The sequence below is a fragment of the Rhizobacter sp. P1_G5 genome (genome assembly GCF_056405435.1).
Window position 1 is genome coordinate 1 of sequence record NZ_JBFUCB010000833.1, and the last position, 2,124, is coordinate 2,124.

The 2,124-nt window shown below is 70.7% G+C and carries 2 protein-coding genes; both read right to left on the bottom strand.

Annotated elements, in window-relative coordinates:
• Nucleotides 1-794 (bottom strand): alpha/beta hydrolase family protein (locus tag AC1D12_RS31665; protein ID WP_477845140.1); only part of this gene is annotated, 794 nt, incomplete at its 3' end.
• Between the two features lie 140 nt (nt 795-934).
• Nucleotides 935-2,124: hypothetical protein (locus tag AC1D12_RS31670; protein ID WP_477845141.1), on the bottom strand; the 1,190-nt coding region annotated here is incomplete at its 5' end.

Genomic DNA, 2,124 nt, shown 5'->3' on the forward strand with positions numbered 1-2,124 from the left:
GCACCGGCCATCGCCTGCGCGCCGTGGCCGGCCGACGTGATGTTCAGCGCGACCGCCTCGCGGTCCTCGTCGAGCACCGACACCGCCAGCCCGAAGCCGACGATGATGAAATCGACCGGCGCGATCTTCGCCGCGAGCGGCGCGACCCAGCCCCCCTGGCTCGGGCCGTGCAATCCGATCCTCGCCACGCGCCGGCCGGCAAGCCGCCGGGCCTCCTGCAGCGCTGCCACCGCATCACGCGCGAGCTGCTCGAAATCCTGCGTGTAGTGCCCGCCAGATGCCCCGGTGCCGCGCTTGTCGTACACGAAGGCGCCGACACCCGCGGCCGGAAAGCGCCGTTGCAGCGAGTCGAAGCGCTTCGCCGAGTCGTGCTCCGAGCCCTGCAGCAGCACGACGACCRGCACCGGCCCGTCACCGGCAGGCATCACGAGGCGGCCCGCGAGCGGCGTGCCGTCACTCGTGAACCGCACGTCGATCGTCGGCAGCGCAAGCCGGCGGCCGTGGACGCCACCGAAGTCGATCCCGGCCTGCGCGCAATCGATGCGCACCTGCCGGCCATCGGGCCGCTGCGTCCAGCCCGGCGAACTGACGCCGGCCGCCGGGCCCTGGGTCTCGAAGGCGCCCGTCGTTCCATCGGGCCTTCGCCAGCGCAGCGAGGTGCCGCGTGACGTGCCCACGTCGACGATGCCGCCATCGTCGAGCCGGTACGCGCCGACACCGCAGTCGACCGCCGGCTCTGCTGCCGCCTGCGACACCATCGGCAGCGCCAGGCTGCACAGCGCAAGCCAAGCCATCGCGCCACGGGAGTGAGATGCTCGTTCAGACATGGGAATCCTGTTCCAGCCAGTGACGCGGCAAGTGTCCCACCCGCTGGCTGAACCGGTCGATCTCCCCGGCCGTCCGGCTGCGCCGCCAGACGGCCTGAAGCGCCCGTTCAGGAATCGAACGCGATGCGTGCCCCCGACCCCGGGGGCGCGCAGGTGTAGGTCGCCTCCTGCCCCGGCACCGTCGCGAGCGCCCGCACGGCGGCGTCGCTGCGCTGGCTGCCGTCGGACGCGACGAAGGCCTGCGCGGCCGGGTTGTAGAGCAGCCCGCGCGACACGCCGCCCTCGACGATGCGCACCACCAGGCTGCACTCGGTGGTCGCGCCGCCCAGCTCCTTCGACGTGAACGGCGTGGCCGCGCGCTGCAGCAGCAGGTTGATGCGGCCCGCCACCGCCGATGCGTTGCCGCTGTTCAGCGTGACCTGCTGGCCGACGATCGGCGCGAGGTCGCTGTCGAAGGCCATCATGAAATCGACCACGTCGCGCCGCGTCGCATCCGGGTCGAGGATCGGGAAGCCGACGGTGAGCTGCGGGTTGAAGACCTTGGCGGTGAAGAAGCGGAACAGCGTGTCGACCGAACCGTCGTTCACGAAGCCGAAACCGCGCACCTGCTCGCCGAGGAAGCCGGTGTCGGGCGCGCCGAAGAACTCCACCCGCGGCGAGCCGAACATGCCGACCTTCTGGTACATGTTGCGCAGGTGCGGGATCTTCACGATCTGCGTGATGCCCTCGAAGCTCGCTCGCCCGCCGGTGCCGAAGAAGCCGCTGGCCGGGTCGAGCCGGTGGCAGCCCTCGCAGGTGAAGGCCGTCTGGTTCATCGTCAGGCCGCCGAGTGCGCCCAGGTCGATGCCGTCCGACGGCCGCGTGCCGCTGTAGAAGCTGCGCCCGCGCTGCTGCGAGGCGGTCAGCGTGTTGTCGAGCTTGCGGATCGGGTTCGGCGGCAGCATCACCGGGATCTGGAAGTCGGCGAACTGCTGCATCTCGGCCTCGCTCAGCGGCGCGGTGCCGCCCAGCAGCCCCTCGAAGGCCACCGCGAAGTTCTTGAACGACAGCGTGCTGTCGGTGCCGCTGCTGCCGAAGATGCCGGTCGCCCGGTCGCCGCGCCAGTGCATCGCGCCGGAGTTGCGCATGCCGCGCAGCGTCTGCGTCGTCATCGGTCCCTTCATCGGGTGGAACTCGTTGGCGTTGTCGCTGCCGTTGACCGGCGACTTCACGCCGAACAGCAGCTTGCCCAGCGCGATCTCCAGCGGCGACGACAGGTTCTTCGTGATCGGGTTGTTGGTGACGCGGTCATCCGGAT